Here is a 14,840-nt window from a genome sequence, read left to right on the forward strand (position 1 = left end):
GGCCCGGCCGGCCGTGCTGCCGGCGGCCCTGAGCCGGAGCGGCGCGGTTCTGGTAAGTTCAGATCATGCCCAATGCGCCCGCCGGGCCAGCGTGTCCGAAGGGCCGGATTGTCTGGAGGAGCTGTGGGTCTTCGACCGCTGACGGAGAGCGAACGCACGGCCGCCCGGCTGAAGGCAACGGCCGCACGGGCTGAACGGGCGGAAATCAAAGCCAAGGTGAAGTCCGGCGCCATGACCATTGCCGAGGTGATCGAAGCAGCCGCTTCGATGGAAGCGATCGGCCGCCTGCGGGTGTCCGAGCTGCTGGAATCGTTGCCCGGCATCGGGCACGTCCGGGCAGCTGCCATCATGGAGACGGTCGGCATTGCGGCCAGCCGCCGGTTGCGCGGCCTCGGCATCCACCAGCGGCGTGCCCTGATCAAACACCTTGAATCCCAGTAACAGATGGAAGATATGTCCGACAAACCCCGCCTGACCGTTCTCGCCGGACCGACCGCCGTCGGCAAGGGCACCGTTTCCACCTATATCCGCGACAACTACCCGGACGTCTGGCTCTCAGTCTCCGCCACCACCCGGGAGCCGCGGCCCGGGGAGCAGGACGGAGTGCACTACTTCTTCGTCGGCGCCGAAGAGTTCGACCGGCTGGTTGCGGCCGGCGACATGCTGGAATGGGCCCTGGTGCACGGGCGGAACCGCTACGGCACGTTGCGGCGCACCGTGGAGGACGCCATGGCCGACGGCAAATCAGTGCTGTTGGAGATCGACCTGCAGGGCGCCCGGCAGGTCAAGAAGTCCATGCCGGAGGCCACTTTCGTGTTCCTGGCCCCGCCCAGCTGGGAGGAAATGGTCCGCCGGCTAGTGGGCCGCGGCACAGAAACACCCGAAGAACAGCAGCGCAGGCTGGAAACCGCTAAACTGGAACTTGCTGCCGAGCCCGAGTTCGATTTCACCGTCGTCAACGACGATGTCAAGCGGGCGGCAGACGAGCTCGTTTCATTGATGGGACTCCTTCCGCACCCGCGCTGAGCAGGTGGGAAGAAACGTTCCGGAACCCATTGGAGATTTTGTGTCGACCAACCTCGAAGGCATCATCAACCCGCCGATCGACTCCCTGCTGGAAGCTACGGATTCGAAGTACGCGCTGGTGATTTACGGTGCCAAGCGTGCCCGCCAGATCAACGCTTACTACTCGCAGCTGCACGAAGGCCTGTTTGAGTACGTCGGCCCGCTGGTGGACACCAAGCTGAACGAGAAGCCGCTGTCCATCGCGCTGCGCGAGATCAACGAGGGCCTGCTGGTGAGCAAGCCCCTCGAAAAGGCCGCAGAGTAACCAGCGTCTAGTACCGGGGCAGGCATGCGGATCATTTTGGGCGTAGGCGGCGGCATCGCCGCCTACAAATCGGCATCCCTGCTTCGGTTGTTTAAGGAAGCCGGCCACGAGGTCAGGGTCATCCCGACCGAGGCCGCCGAAAAGTTCGTCGGCCGTGCCACCTGGGAGGCCCTTTCCGGCAACCCGGTGAGCAACAGCGTGTTCGACGACGTCGAGTCGGTCAACCACGTCCGGCTCGGCCAGGAGGCCGATCTGGTGGTGGTCTGCCCGGCTACGGCGGACCTGCTGGCGCGCGCCGCAACCGGCCTGGCCGGCGATCTGCTGACCAACACCTTGCTGGTGGCCACCGCGCCGGTGGTCTTCGTACCGGCCATGCACACCGAAATGTGGGAGCACCCGGCCACCGCGGCCAACGTGGCCACCCTTCGCAACCGCGGAACCACCGTGATGGACCCGGCCGTTGGCCGCCTGACAGGCAAGGACACCGGCCCCGGCCGCCTGCCCGAACCGGCGGACATCTACGACTTCATCACCGCGGGCCTCGCCGATGGAACCCTGGTGTCCCGCACGACGGCGCAGGCGCGCTTCGACGCGGGCGATACCTCCGCCCCCCGGCCCGCCGCTTCGGAACCCGGGCCCTTGGCCGGCAAGCGTGTCCTCATCACCGCCGGCGGCACCCGCGAACCGCTGGACCCTGTCCGTTTTCTGGGCAACCGATCCTCCGGCAAGCAGGGCGTGGCACTGGCCCGTGCCGCTGCAGCCGCGGGCGCAGAGGTCGAACTGATTGCCGCCCACCTTGAGGTGGACCTGCCCGACGGGATCAAGTCCAGCTCGGTCGAAACTGCCCTGGAATTGCGGGAGGCAACGCTGGAAGCGGCGGCGCGCTCCGACGTCGTGATCATGGCAGCAGCCGTGGCTGATTTCCGCCCTGCACAGGTGACCGCCACCAAAATCAAAAAGCGCGACGACGCCGAGGACCCGGTGATCACACTGGTCCGGAACCCGGACATCCTGGTGGAGGTCGTGCAGCAGCGCGGCTCCGGCGATTGGCCGCTGATTGTCGGTTTCGCAGCCGAAACCGGCGACGACCGCGGCGACGTGATCGACTACGCGCGCAGCAAGCTCGAACGAAAAGGCTGTGACCTGCTGGTACTCAACCGCGTGGGCCGCGACCTGGTGTTCGGCCAGGACGACACGGAAATCACCGTGCTGGCGCGCAGCGGGGTTGAACCGCAGACCCACCGCGGCAGCAAAGACAGTGCCGCAGCCGCGCTCATCGAGCGCATCACCGCCGAACTCTCCGGCTGAGCCGTTGTTGCCGTTTCCGGCAGCGTCGGCTCGGTTCCGCCTTTCCTGCAGCGTCGGCCCGGTTGCGCCTTTCCGGCCGCTGCCCGGCTGCGCCCCAGGCAGCACGGGCCGTCTTTCAGCGGCCCCTTCAAGTACCAGTGTTTCGCCCCATGACCGCCGTCCTGCGGCCGTGTCAACAGTTCCGTGGCGGTCCTCGCCAGCAAGTAAGGTATGTCTGTGACTTCTTCTGACAGCAATCTGCGGCTCTTCACGTCCGAGTCCGTGACCGAAGGCCATCCGGACAAGATCTGTGACCAGATTTCCGACGCCATCCTCGACGCCCTGCTGCGCGAGGATCCCGAGTCGCGGGTAGCCGTAGAGACGCTGACAACGACCGGCCTGGTCCATGTGGCCGGCGAGGTCACCACCCAGGGCTACGTGGAAATTCCGCAGATTGTCCGGGACACCATCCTGGACATTGGCTACAACTCCTCCGACAAGGGGTTCGACGGCGCCCGCTGCGGCGTTTCCGTATCCATCGGCCAGCAGTCACCCGAGATCGCCTCCGGAGTTTTCAACTCATTCGAAACCCGCGAGGGGACCGGGCTGGACGAGCGGGACGCGCAAGGCGCCGGCGACCAAGGCATCATGTTCGGCTACGCCAGCGACGAGACCGACGTCTTGATGCCGGCGCCGATCTGGCTGGCGCACCGGCTGTCCGAACGCTTGACCGAGGTTCGCAAGAGCGGAACCCTGCCGTACCTGCGCCCGGACGGCAAGACGCAGGTGACCGTCGGTTACGACGGCGACAAGCCGGTGTCCGTCAACTCCGTTGTCATTTCCAGCCAGCATGAAGCCGGTGTCGATCTGGACCACCTGCGGGCGGACCTGGCCTCCCACGTCATTGAGCCGGTGCTGGCATCGAGCTCGCTGGACGCTACCGACGTGCGCTACATCCTTAACCCGGGCGGCGACTTCGTGATCGGCGGCCCGGTGGGCGACGCCGGACTGACCGGACGCAAGATCATCGTGGACACCTACGGGGGCATGGCCCGTCACGGCGGCGGCGCCTTCTCCGGCAAAGACCCGTCCAAGGTCGACCGTTCGGCAGCCTACGCCATGCGCTGGGTAGCGAAGAACGTGGTGGCCGCAGGACTGGCCCGTCGGGCCGAGATCCAGATCGCCTATGCCATCGGCATGGCCAGGCCGGTGGGCATCTACGTGGAGACCTTCGGGACCGAGACCGTCGACCCCGCGCGAATCGGAGAGGCCATCAACGAGGTGTTCGACCTGCGCCCGCTGGGCATCATCAGTGACCTGCAGCTCAAGCGGCCCATCTACAAGCAGACCGCAGCCCACGGACACTTCGGCCGTGAACATGCCGACTTCACCTGGGAGCGGACCGACCGGGCCGACGCACTGCGCAGCTACTTCAACGCCTGAGCCTGATGGGCTCTGATCCGCATCAGCTGAGCCTGCTGCAGGGCTTCGGTGCTCCCAAGAAGGCACCCGGCACCTCGCCGGCGGCCGCCACCGACCCGGTGGCGCGGGTGCTGATCGAAACGTCGTTGCCGCACCTCGACCGCATTTTCGATTACCTGGTGCCGGAGACTCTCGACGCCGAGGCTGTGCCCGGAGCGCGGGTCAAGGCTCGTTTCGGCGGCCAGGAGATGAGCGGCTTCATCACCCGCCGGACGTCCGAGGCTCCGGAAGGCGTCAAACTGGCCCCGTTGGCCAAGGTGGTGTCCGCGCAGCCGGTGCTGACCGAGGAGCTGCTCCGGCTCGCGACGTCGGTGGCCGAGCGCTACGCCGGGAATGTCAGCGACGTAGTGCGCGCCGCTATCCCGCCCCGTGTAGCCAAAGTGGACAAGGAATTCGCCGCCCGGGAGACGGGCCCCGCGGCAGCGGAGGGCAAGCCGGCTGCGGATATTCACGCAGCTACCATCGTCGCCGGCCCTCCGGCTACCACCGCCGCCACCGATGCCGCCGCCCCTCCGGCTACCACCGCCGCCACCGATGCCGCTGGCCCTCCGGCTTCCACCGCCGCCACCGATGCCGCTGGCCCTCCGGCTTCCACCGCTGATCTCGCAGCTACGGCTGAGGCGGAGCAAGCCTTCGCCGGTTATGACGGCGCCAGCAACTTTCTGGCCCAGCTGGCGGCCGGTGCCGCCCCGCGTGCCGTGTTGGCCAGCCACAAGTCCTACGGCCCTGCTTCGTGGGCAGCCCAAGTAGCCCACGCTGTGGCGTGCGTGCGGCAGAGCGGCCGCGGCGCCGTCGTCGTGGTTCCTGATGCGAAGGATCTGGCCCGGCTGGAAGCCGAACTCGAGCGCATCCTCGGCGCCGATCAGTACGTGAGGCTGACTGCCGAAGACGGCCCGACGCCACGCTACCGGAACTACCTGCGGTTGTTGCACGGCGAGGTGTCGGTGGCCGTGGGTACTCGTTCAGCCGCCTTTGCCCCGGTGCGCGACCTGGGCCTGGTTGCCATCTGGGACGACGGCGACGAGCTGCTGATCGAACAGCGTTCCCCGTACCAGCACGCCCGCGAGGTCTTGTTGCTGCGAACTGCGCAAGCTGATTGTGCAGCGCTCTTCGCCGGCGTAGCGCGAAGCGGCGAAGCACAGCGTCTGGTGGAGACCGGCTGGGCGACTGCACTCGCTCCCGCCCGGCCGCTGCTGCGGCGGATGACGCCCCGCATCCTCAATACCGCCGACTCGTTCCAGCAGGAACGTGACCCGCTGCTGCGCCACGCCCGGTTGCCGCAGGCCGCGTGGCGGGCCGCCCAGGAAGGGCTGGAACGCGGGCCGGTGTTGGTCCAGGTGGCGCGGACCGGATTTTCACCTGCCCTTGCCTGCCAGGATTGCCGGACCCCTGCCCGGTGCACCGACTGCAGCGGGCCGTTGGCTCAACCCGGCCGCTCCGCTGCTCCGGCGTGCCGGTGGTGCGGTCGCCTGGCCGCCAACTACGCCTGCCCCGAGTGCGGATCGCACCGCCTCCGGGCCTCGGCCATCGGCGCCCTGAGGACCGCCGAGGAGCTCGGGCGCGCGTTCCCCGGGGCAACTGTTGTTTCCTCGTCGGGGGACCACATCAAATCCGTGGTGGAGTCGCGGAAAGCCCTGGTGGTCGCAACGCCGGGCGCCGAACCTGTGGCTCCCGAAGGGTACGCCGCTGCGCTGCTGTTGGATGGCAACGCCATGCTCAGCCGCGAGTCCCTTCGTGCACCGGAAGAGGTACTGCGCCGCTGGTTCCGGGCGGCTTCCCTGGTGCAGCCTTCATCTGAAGGGGGCCTGGTAGTGGTCACCGCCGACCAGGACGCAGTGGTGGGCCCGCTGGTCCGGTGGGATCCTGCCGGTGCCGCCGCCAGGGAAATGCAGTTAAGGCGTGAGCTGCAGCTGCCGCCGGCCGTCAGGATCGCTGCGCTGACCGGGAAGCCCTCGGGCATTGAAGCCTTCATGGCCGATTTTGACGTCAGCGGCAGCCTTCGCAGCGTGGGGCCTGTCGAGCTGCCCGCCCGATCGGGGGAGAGCAGTGAGCATCGCCTGCTGCTGTTCTTCAGCTACCAGGATGGCGCCCGCGTCACTGCTGCGCTCCGTCACCGCAGGGCGGCGCTGTCCGCCAAGCGCGTCCCCGACCCGGTACAGGTGCGCTGCGACGGGACCGATCTGCTCTAACCTTCCGGGTGGGCGGGCCGGCCCCGGGCGCCGGCGCAAGGGCCGCATCTGGATGTGCCGGCGGCGTGCCTGGCAGTAGTGGTGGGGTAGAGGCGTAGGCGTGTCCGGTGGGGGTGGTGGTTTCCACCGTATGGCGTGCACCTCCGACGGTGCGGCTGAACCAGCCTTCGGCTTCCTTCGACTGGTTGCAGTGCTCGCAGAGCCCCTGGCCGTTGGCCATGGTCGTTTTACCGCCGCTGGACCAGGCGACGATGTGGTCGATGTGCCGGATCGGGGCGTCGCACCAAGGCCTGCGGCAGACTGCGTCGCGAGCGACGATCATCCGGCGCATCCCGTCGGGGAACTTTCGCGCGGCCGAGTCCATCCCCAGCAGCTGTCCGGTCCCCGGGGCGGTGTAGAGGCGGCGGACCCAGATGTCCTCCACGGTGCCCTGTTGCAACACTTTGTAGCGCCGGGCCTGCTCGCGGGCGGTCTTCCACCCCGGCTCGGTCCCGGCCGGCGGCGCCTTCTGCCCGGCACCGCCGGTTGACACGTTCCATCTCGACCCGCTGCCCGGCGGGCGGCCGGGGTGGATTTGTCCTGCCGGCGCAAGGCCCAGGCCGGCTGCGCCGCCGGACGTGGCAGTCGGTCCCGGGTCGGGCTCTTGTGGCAGCCGAATGAGGTTCCGGGCGTATTGGGCCGGGACAATGCCGTACCCGGTCAGCCATGCCGGTTCGGCCTCGCCGCGGAGCAGGGCGCGGTCGGTCATCACCAACTGGATTTCCAGTTTGGCCGGGTCGGCGGTGCTGCGTCCGGTGACGCGTTCAAACACGGTGTCGGCCATCATCTGGCCCCGCGACCGGGGATCTCCGCTGTTGCGCAGCCGGTCCGCTTCCTGGTTCAGGGCGGCCATCACCGCCACCCCCTGGACGACCGGCAGAAGGGTCCGGACCGAGACCATGGTGTCGGGCTCCGGCCGGGAGGAAACACCCCGGTCCGCTTCGGCCTTCGCCGCCCGGTCAACCACGGAACGCGGCTCCAGCCGGTAGGCGAGGCGTTTGGCTTCAGCCCGAAGGGCCCTGTTCCCGAGGCCGTGCAGCCGGGCCCTGTTCCCGGCCAGTTCCTGGTCAACGCGGGCGCGGTGCTCCGGGGTCAGGCAGTCGGTTTCCTGGACCAGGATCCCGGCCCGGTATTCGTTCAGTGTTCCCGCGGCGAGGGCGGCCAGGGTGTGCGGCATCTGCGCAACCAGGGTCCTTGACAGGTTCAAAAGGACCGCGGCGCGGTGCGGTGATTCGCGCCTGGCCAACCCGATCTGGGCTGCCACACCCGCGCCCTGCCGGTCTTTGGGGGTCCCGGTGGCGGCACGGCGGGCGCGGACAGAGTCCTCCAGCGCGACCTGAACCTTGGCCTGCGCGGCGGCGGCAGCAGCCTTCAATTCCTCCAGCGCCGTAAGCTCTTCAACCAGTTCCGGGTCCGGCGCGTCCAGATCGATGTCGGCGAGGGCAGTGGCGGCGGCGTGAACGGCGGCAGACCGAATCGGACCCGCCGGTCCGGCAACTCGCATGGCTCCGCTGCCGGCAGGCGATGCTGGGTCGGGCGGCGGCGCGGCGGGCGGTGCTGCGGCGGTTCTCCCGGCTACGGCAGGATCAAACATCTCAGCGTCTCTATCTTCAGCATGCGTGCTGCATGGCCTTGAATACGAGCGGTTGCGAACCCTTGGACGGTTCCGCGGACGCCACCGGCAAACCCACAACCCGGCGGCCAACATTGGTGCTGAACTGCTTCTGAAAACAGACTAGGGGCCGGGTCGGACATTTTGGGAGGAAGCAACTGCCGGTGCCAGCCGCACGGCAACCGGTGGGCTGTCCTGAAATAACTCGGATCGCTCGGCGTCGAGGACATGAGCCGGGGAGTCGTCGGGCGCTTCAGGATTTCGCAAGCAGCTTTTTGGCCCCACCCGACTACCCGCGTTGGCTCCGCCGTCGTTCCATGACCTCCTTGGCGGCCGCCACCAGTTGGCGTGCCGACTCGTCCCAGTCGTAGGCTGCGGCGCGGCGGATGCTGGCCTCGGAGGCGGCGCGGAAAGCGCCGGGCTGGTCCAGCGCAGCCACCGCTGCGGCGAAGTCGGCGGGCTCATCTGGGTCCACCAGGGTAACGGCGCCGGCACCGACCTCCCGGAAGATGGGGATGTCGCTGGCGATCACCGGCGTTCCTGCTGCCATGGCTTCAATCAGCGGCAGGCCGAAACCCTCATCGCGCGAAAGGGTGACCAGCGCTGTGGCGCGTTGCAGCAGTTGCTGATACCCGGCGTCGGAAATCCCGTGGTGGAAGACCAGCCGCCGGGGGTCTGCGGCCCGGGCCTCCAGCTCAGCCTGGCGTTCGGGCCTCACCGGGCTGAGCAGATGGAGCCGGTAGTCCGGCAGCAGGGCCATGCCGTCGACGATGGTTTCCACGTTCTTGTACGGCATGAACGAGCCCATGTAGAGCAGGGTCTTGTCGCGGCCGCCCGCGGGATCCCGAGGCGCTCCCTGCGGCTGGGCCGCGTTGGAAACAATCCGGATGGGCTTGCGGGTCAGCCGGTGCCGCTCCATCAGCGCCTGGGTGGTGTGGCTGATGGTGGCCACGGTATCCGCGCGGTTCAACAACAGCCGCTGCGGCCAGTAGGCCTTGTGGTAGAGGCGCCAGAGCCACTGCACCGGTATGGGCAGGAAGCCGGGAGGCGTGGGGTGCGAGTAGTAAATCAGGTCGTGCAGGGTCAGGATGAGGCCGTACCGGCGGCCAAAGCTGCCCATGGTCTGCATCGGGCACACGACGACGTCGGCGCCCAGCCTGTTCACCCGACGCGCCACGAAGAGTTCGGCGGGGGAGAGGGGACTGTTGATCTTGGTCCACGGCACGTTCGGCAGGAACTGCAGCTGCCGTTCGTCGTTGATCAGCATGCTCACGTCCGCCAATCGGGAGGTGGCCTCGATCAGGCTGGCGCCGTAGCGGCTGATGCCGTCCAGTTGGTCGGTCCGGGTAAACCGGGCGTCGATCAGGAGTTTCATGCACTCATTCCGTTGATGAAGTCCCGGATGAAGGCGGCGGCCGGTGCCGGGGTTTCGTAGTGGATCAAATGCCCGACGGCGGGGATCACTTCCAGCCGGGAGTCCGGGATCATCGCGGCAAGCTTCCGCTGGCTGGCCACCGACCCGATGTCGTCCCGTTCACCGGCAATCAGGAGCACGGGCAGGTTCAGCAATCCGGCCACCTGGGCGACATCTGAGGTGATGGACGCGCGGAAGGCCTCCAGGACCACCTGCCGGTTGGCGAAGGCACTGAAGTAGGCGTCGTGCTGGCCGTGAATGTAGGAACGCAGCTGCGGATCGCGGGTCTTCGCCATCATGATGCTCATAGCCCGGACAATGACGCGGTTGCGCAGGAGGCCGAGACCAAGCCGCTCGGGAAGTCTGGCTCCGGCGAAGTAGTAGAACCCGGCGAGCCGCGAGGCAAGCGCTTTGGGGCCCTGCAGGGCGGGTTCACTGATCGGGTTGACCAGGATAGCCGCCCGAAAGGAGTCCGGATGCGCCGCCAGATAATGGCTGACCACGATGGACCCGAAGGAATGCCCCAGCAGAAAGGTGTCCGGGCCGAGCTCCAACGCGCCTGCCAGATCATGCAGGAACCGCTGGTAGCCGTCGATGCCGTGGGTGCCGGTGGCGAGCGGATCCGATTCGCCGAAGCCTGGAAGGTCGGGGGCGATCACGCGGAATCCGGGCAGCTGGTCAACCACCAGTTCCAACCCGTGGTGGTCACCGCGGAAGCCATGGATCACCAGAAGAGTCGGCGCACCGTCGTGGTCTCCCGGGTATTCCCAGTACCGCGCGAAAGCGCCGTCGAGCAGTATCTCCCGGCGGAGCGCGCGGTCAGCGACGGCGGTCACGTGGAGTTTCCTGCTGATTTCATGCCTTCGACTCTACCGACCCGCGGGCGCGGGGACGCGCTGGTCCGGGCCATGTCGCCGGTCCGGGGGATGCTCAAGTGGCGTTCGGGGGCACGCCGGGCAGCGGCAGAGCGGACACCGGGCCTCGGCGCGGAGGTGCTCAGGGCCGCGGTGCGGACAATTGACGCCGCCATGCGCGGCCGGTTAGGTTCAACAACAGCCGGGCACTGCCGTCCGGACAGGACGGTGGAGGGGCTTGAATGGCGCAGTTCGTGCTGGCAATCGACCAGGGAACCACCTCCACGCGCGCGATCATCTTCGACCACAAAGGCACACCCGTCTCTACCGGCCAGCGGGAGCACCGGCAGATTTTCCCGCAGCCGGGCTGGGTGGAACACGACCCGCTGGAAATCTGGGACAACACCCGTGAAGTGGTGGGCACGGCGCTGTCCAGGGCCAGCCTGACCCGGCACGACATTGCCGCCGTCGGCATCACCAACCAGCGCGAAACCACGGTGGTGTGGGAGAAGAGCACGGGGCGGCCGGTCTACAACGCGATCGTCTGGCAAGACGTGCGGACCCAGCAGATCTGCGACGAACTGGCGGCCGACGGCGGCCCGGACCGCTTCCGGGAACAGACCGGCCTGCCGCTGGCGCCCTATTTCGCCGGCACCAAGCTGGCGTGGATCCTGCGGAACGTGGACGGCGTACTGGAGCGCGCCGAGGCCGGCGAGCTGCTGTTCGGCACCACCGACAGCTGGGTCTTGTGGAACCTGACCGGCGGGCCGGACGGCGGCACGCACGCCACCGACGTCACCAACGCGTCCCGCACGCTGTTCATGGACCTGCGCACCCTGCAGTGGGACCAGGAAATCCTTGACGTGTTCGGTATCCCGGCCGCGATGCTGCCGGAAATCCGCTCGTCCTCCGAGCCCTATGCGAACGTGCACGGCTCGCAGTTGCTGCGCCACGTCCCGGTGGCCGGGATCCTCGGCGACCAGCAGGCGGCGACCTTCGGACAGGCCGCGTTCAATCCCGGCGAGGCCAAGAACACTTACGGCACGGGCTGCTTCGTGCTGGTCAACACCGGCGAGGAAATCGTGAGGTCTTCGCACGGGCTGCTGACGTCGGTGGGCTACCAGCTGGGCGACGCCGCGCCGCACTATGTGCTCGAGGGGTCCATCGCCGTCGCCGGCTCCCTGATCCAGTGGCTGCGCGACAACCTTGGCCTGGTGTCCTCGGCGCAGGAGGCCGAGCAGTTGGCAGGCACGGTGGAGGACACCGGCGGCTGCTATTTTGTTCCCGCGTTTTCCGGCCTGTTCGCGCCGTATTGGCGCCAGGATGCCCGCGGCGCACTGGTGGGCCTGACCCGGTTTGTGACCAAGGCGCACATTGCCCGGGCGGCCTTGGAAGCCACGGCCTTCCAGACCCGCGAGGTCCTGGATGCAATCAACGCCGACGCTGCCGTGCCCCTGACAGGTCTCAAGGTCGATGGCGGGATGGTCGCCAACGACGCCTTGATGCAGTTCCAGGCGGACATCCTCGGCGTGCCGGTGATGCGGCCGCGGGTCACCGAGACCACTGCCCTGGGTGCGGCGTACGCTGCCGGTCTCGCCGTCGGATTCTGGGAAGGGACGGACCAGCTCGCCGGGAACTGGGCGCAGGACAAGGTGTGGGAGCCGCAGATGCCGGCGGAGGAGCGGGAGCGCAGGCTGCGTTTGTGGAGGAAAGCGGTCACGCGGACCTTCGACTGGATCGACGACGACGTCCTGTGAACGTGCGGTAAAGTGGTCCCATGTTCGCACTGCTCCTTAGCTAGCCGCTGCCGCAGGGTCCCAAGCCCCTGCTACAGCGGCCCGCCCCTCCGATGCCGAGGGGCTTTTGTGTGTCTAGGGGAGTCAAGGCAAGTGCGCAGTACAGACAAGAGGACGAGGCAACCACAGTGAGTACGCAGTCGGGTACGGAACAGCACGAGTACAGTTTCTCCGCCATGGAGGCCAAATGGCCGGCCGTGTGGGAGGAACTTGATGTCTTTGCTCCCGCCGACGACGGTTCCCGAGAACGCCGGTACGTGCTGGACATGTTCCCGTACCCCTCGGGCGACCTGCACATGGGCCACGCCGAAGCTTTCGCCATGGGCGACGTCGTGGCGCGCTACTGGCGGCTGAAGGGCTACGACGTCCTGCACCCGATTGGCTGGGACTCCTTTGGCCTGCCGGCCGAGAACGCCGCCATCAAGCGCAACGCCCACCCCAGCGAGTGGACCTACGCCAACATCGACACCCAGGCCGCGTCCTTCAAGCGCTACGCCATCAGTGCCGACTGGTCGCGCCGGCTGCACACCTCGGATCCGGAGTACTACCGCTGGACCCAGTGGCTGTTCCTGCGGTTCTATGAGCGCGGCCTGGCCTACCGGAAGAACTCCCCGGTGAACTGGTGCCCGAAGGACCTGACCGTGCTGGCCAACGAACAGGTGGTCAACGGGGCATGTGAACGCTGCGGCACGCCGGTGACCAAGAAGAGCCTGAACCAGTGGTACTTCAAGATCACCGATTACGCCGACCGGCTGCTGGATGACATGGACGAGCTCAAGGGCCACTGGCCGGAGCGCGTGCTGGCGATGCAGCGCAACTGGATCGGTCGGTCGGAAGGCGCCCACGTCCGTTTCACCGTGGAAGAAGCTGCCGGACGCGAGGCGCAGGACGTCACCGTCTTCACCACCCGTCCGGACACCCTCAACGGTGCAACCTTCTTTGTGGTCGCCGCCGACGCACACCTGGCGTTGGACCTGGTGGCACCGGAACACCATGATGCGCTGATGGCCTACCGCGAACAGATCAAGGCGCTCTCCGACATTGAACGGCAGTCCACCGAACGCGACAAGACGGGCGTGTTCCTGGGCCGCTACGCCATCAACCCGCTCAACGGCGAAAAGCTGCCGGTCTGGGCCGCCGACTACGTGCTGGCCGACTACGGGACCGGCGCGATCATGGCCGTCCCCGCCCACGACCAGCGCGACCTTGACTTCGCCAAGGCCTTCGACCTGCCCGTGCGCGCCGTCGTCGAGACCGGGGAAGAAGACCCGGCGGAAACCGGGGTCGCCACCAGCGGGGAAGGCACGCTGATCAATTCCGGCGAGCTGGACGGCCTGTCCAAGACGGAAGCGATCGCGCGCGCCATCGAACTGGTGGAGGCGGCCGGCACCGGCGAGAAAACCGTCAACTTCCGGCTGCGCGACTGGCTGCTGTCCCGCCAGCGGTTCTGGGGTGCACCGATCCCGATTGTCCACTGCGAGGAGTGCGGCGAGGTCCCGGTTCCCGACGACCAGCTGCCCGTCCGGCTGCCCGACGACCTGCGCGGCGAGGCACTCTCGCCCAAGGGCACCTCCCCGCTGGCCGCGGCCGCTGACTGGGTCAATACCGAGTGCCCGAACTGCGGCAAGGCAGCCCGGCGCGATACGGACACCATGGACACCTTCGTGGATTCGTCCTGGTACTACCTGCGGTTCGCCTCGCCGGACTACACAGAGGGCCCGTTCGAGAAGGACGCCGCGGCCCGCTGGCTGCCGGTGGACCAGTACGTGGGCGGCGTCGAGCACGCCATCCTGCATCTGCTCTACAGCCGGTTCTTCACCAAGGTGCTCAAGGACATGGGGCTGATCGACTTTGACGAGCCGTTCCGTGCGCTGCTGAACCAGGGCCAGGTGCTCAACGGCGGCAAGGCGATGAGCAAGTCGCTGGGCAACGGCGTGGACCTGGGCGAGCAACTGGACAAGTTCGGCGTCGACGCCGTCCGGCTGACCATGATCTTTGCATCGCCGCCCGAAGACGATGTGGACTGGGCCGACGTCTCTCCGTCCGGCTCGGCCAAGTTCCTGGCCCGCGCCTGGCGGCTGGGACAGGACGTTTCCTCCGCTCCGGACGTGGATTACGACGACGGCGACCGCGCCCTGCGCGCGGTCATCCACCGGACCGTTGCCGACGCGGCGGAACTGCTGGATGCCGGCAAGTTCAATGTGGTCATCGCCAAACTGATGGAACTGGTCAACGCGACCCGCAAGGCCATCGACGCCGGACCCGGCGGCGCCGACCCCGCCGTGCGCGAAGCAACCGAGGCCGTGGCCATCATCCTGAGCCTGTTCGCCCCCTACACCGCAGAGGACCTCTGGGCCCAGCTGGGCCACGAACCATCCGTGGTGAAGGCTAGCTGGCCGGCCGTGGACGAATCCCTGCTGGTGCAGAATACGGTCACCGCCGTGGTGCAGGTAGCAGGCAAGGTCCGCGACCGGCTGGAGGTGGCAGCGGATGTCAGCGAGGACGAGCTGGAAAAGCTGGCGCTGGCCTCGCCGCAGATCATCCGGACTCTTGACGGCCGTGACGTGCGCAAGGTGATCGTCCGTGCGCCCAAGCTGGTCAACATCGTGCCGGCCTGACCGCGGACTGGCAACGGATGAATTGGCTCGAGCAACTGGTGCAGCGGTCCAAACGGCTGCTGCAGCAGCCGCCTGCCCGGCCGGGCCAACCGCCGCGGCACCGCGTTGCCGTCGTCACTGATTCGGCGGCGTCGCTGCCCGCCGACTGGGTCAACCAGCCGGATACCGCAGCCTGGCTGTGGGTGGTGCCGATGCCGGTGGTGCTTTCCGGGTAGGTAT

At 67.6% G+C, this 14,840-nt stretch carries 12 protein-coding genes; 9 read left to right on the forward strand and 3 right to left on the reverse strand.

Annotation, left to right across the window (positions count from 1 at the left end; all coding sequences use genetic code 11):
• Positions 1–123 precede the first annotated feature (123 nt).
• The 6 genes from mihF (at position 124) to AC5RWT_RS26915 (ending at position 6,288) form a co-directional block, all read left to right on the forward strand.
• Positions 124–441 (forward strand): integration host factor, actinobacterial type, encoded by a 318-nt coding sequence (mihF, locus tag AC5RWT_RS26890; protein ID WP_493967685.1) that lies wholly within the window; start codon positions 124–126, stop codon positions 439–441.
• 12 nt (positions 442–453) lie between these two features.
• Positions 454–1,026 carry a guanylate kinase gene (gene gmk / locus AC5RWT_RS26895; RefSeq protein ID WP_494082857.1) on the forward strand — a complete coding sequence of 191 codons (573 nt, stop codon included), beginning with the start codon at positions 454–456 and terminating at the stop codon, positions 1,024–1,026.
• A gap of 40 nt (positions 1,027–1,066) precedes the next feature.
• Complete coding sequence (gene rpoZ, locus AC5RWT_RS26900; RefSeq protein WP_493967683.1) at positions 1,067–1,330, forward strand: DNA-directed RNA polymerase subunit omega; 264 nt, start codon at positions 1,067–1,069, stop codon at positions 1,328–1,330.
• Positions 1,331–1,354: 24 nt separating this feature from the next.
• Positions 1,355–2,638 carry a bifunctional phosphopantothenoylcysteine decarboxylase/phosphopantothenate synthase gene (locus AC5RWT_RS26905; protein WP_494082858.1) on the forward strand — a complete coding sequence of 428 codons (1,284 nt, stop codon included), beginning with the start codon at positions 1,355–1,357 and terminating at the stop codon, positions 2,636–2,638.
• A gap of 216 nt (positions 2,639–2,854) precedes the next feature.
• Positions 2,855–4,060 carry a methionine adenosyltransferase gene (gene metK, locus AC5RWT_RS26910; RefSeq protein ID WP_493967681.1) on the forward strand — a complete coding sequence of 402 codons (1,206 nt, stop codon included), beginning with the start codon at positions 2,855–2,857 and terminating at the stop codon, positions 4,058–4,060.
• Positions 4,061–4,065: 5 nt separating this feature from the next.
• A complete protein-coding gene (locus AC5RWT_RS26915; protein ID WP_494082859.1) occupies positions 4,066–6,288 on the forward strand; it encodes a primosomal protein N' in 2,223 nt (740 codons plus the stop codon).
• Here AC5RWT_RS26915 and AC5RWT_RS26920 read toward each other — a convergent pair.
• The 3 genes from AC5RWT_RS26920 to AC5RWT_RS26930 all read right to left on the reverse strand — a co-directional run bounded on the left by AC5RWT_RS26920 (position 6,194) and on the right by AC5RWT_RS26930 (position 10,189).
• On the reverse strand, positions 6,194–7,831 hold the full coding sequence (locus AC5RWT_RS26920; RefSeq protein ID WP_494082860.1) for an HNH endonuclease: 1,638 nt from the start codon (positions 7,829–7,831) through the stop codon (positions 6,194–6,196). The two genes, AC5RWT_RS26915 and AC5RWT_RS26920, sit on opposite strands and share 95 nt — an antisense overlap.
• Positions 7,832–8,228: 397 nt before the next feature.
• Positions 8,229–9,314 (reverse strand): glycosyltransferase family 4 protein, encoded by a 1,086-nt coding sequence (locus tag AC5RWT_RS26925; protein ID WP_494082861.1) that lies wholly within the window; start codon positions 9,312–9,314, stop codon positions 8,229–8,231.
• The gene (locus AC5RWT_RS26930) at positions 9,311–10,189 is read right to left on the reverse strand and encodes an alpha/beta fold hydrolase (RefSeq protein ID WP_494082862.1); all 879 of its coding nucleotides are present in this window, start codon (positions 10,187–10,189) and stop codon (positions 9,311–9,313) included. Before AC5RWT_RS26930 ends, AC5RWT_RS26925 begins: the two co-directional genes overlap by 4 nt.
• Positions 10,190–10,449: 260 nt before the next feature.
• On the opposite strand from AC5RWT_RS26930, the gene glpK reads away from it, so the two are divergent.
• The 3 genes from glpK (at position 10,450) to AC5RWT_RS26945 (ending at position 14,836) form a co-directional block, all read left to right on the forward strand.
• A complete protein-coding gene (glpK, locus tag AC5RWT_RS26935; RefSeq protein WP_494082863.1) occupies positions 10,450–11,964 on the forward strand; it encodes a glycerol kinase GlpK in 1,515 nt (504 codons plus the stop codon).
• A 167-nt stretch (positions 11,965–12,131) separates the two neighbouring features.
• Positions 12,132–14,621: a leucine--tRNA ligase gene (gene leuS / locus AC5RWT_RS26940; protein WP_494082864.1), complete on the forward strand. Its 2,490-nt coding sequence runs from the start codon at positions 12,132–12,134 to the stop codon at positions 14,619–14,621.
• Positions 14,622–14,638: 17 nt separating this feature from the next.
• Complete coding sequence (locus AC5RWT_RS26945; RefSeq protein ID WP_494082865.1) at positions 14,639–14,836, forward strand: hypothetical protein; 198 nt, start codon at positions 14,639–14,641, stop codon at positions 14,834–14,836.
• The last annotated feature ends 4 nt before the right edge of the window (positions 14,837–14,840 follow it).

The sequence above is a fragment of the Arthrobacter sp. Dra40 genome (assembly GCF_059091905.1).